General features: G+C 40.5%; 1 pseudogene. It reads left to right on the forward strand.

Going from position 1 to position 857, the window contains the following annotated elements:
- Positions 1–857 (forward strand): annotated as a pseudogene (locus tag ACFIO3_RS15825) (hypothetical protein); the annotation flags it as partial.

Raw genomic sequence — 857 nt, forward strand, 5'->3', positions numbered from 1 at the left:
AATGGAGAAGATCTAAGATATTGGAATGGTTACGGTGGTTTTAATCAGCATAATCATTATGTAATACGTCTTCATGGACGTACCAATACACCGCATCCGTGGATTAATGTCATTGCTAATCACAGGTTTGGTTTTCATGTCTCTGCTGAAGGTGCAATTTTTACTTGGGCTAACAATAGCCGCGATTATCAACTAACTCCTTGGGCGAATGATCCAACGTTTAACCGACCAGGAGAAGCACTTTATTTGGTTGATCGCCAGTCTTTAAAACGTTTCTCACCCGTTTCTACTGTTGAATGTGACGAAAATATTGTCTATGAGGCGTGTCATGGGTTTGGATTCTCAACTTTTAAATCAACACATTCAGAAATCGCATTAGAACTGACCCATACACTTGATCCTGAAAAACCTATTCGCTTTTCACGTCTTATCCTTACGAATGAAGGGAAAAAACCACGCAGTTTACGCCTTTATAATTATGTTGAATGGGTTTTGGGAAATGTCCGTACAAAATATGCTCCCTTTATTGTTTCCTCTTATGAGGCCAGATGGGGGGCGCATTTTATTCAAAATCCCTATCACATCGAGAAATCTCAACAAGTTACATTTTTATCAGCCTCCGAAATGCCAACCAGTACGACCACCAATCGCGCTGAATTTATCGGTGCAACGGGAACCGTAACACATCCAAATGCGATCCATAAAGCTGGTGCTCTTTCGAATACCATTGCAGCAGGATGTGATCCTTGTTCAGCATTTGCCTATGATATTGATCTTTTGCCAGGGCAAACAAAAGAAATCATCTTCTATCTTGGCAGTGCTGAAAATAGGCAAGAAGCTGAAAAACTACTTGATCA

Source organism: Bartonella sp. AD328YNZD (genome assembly GCF_042196425.1).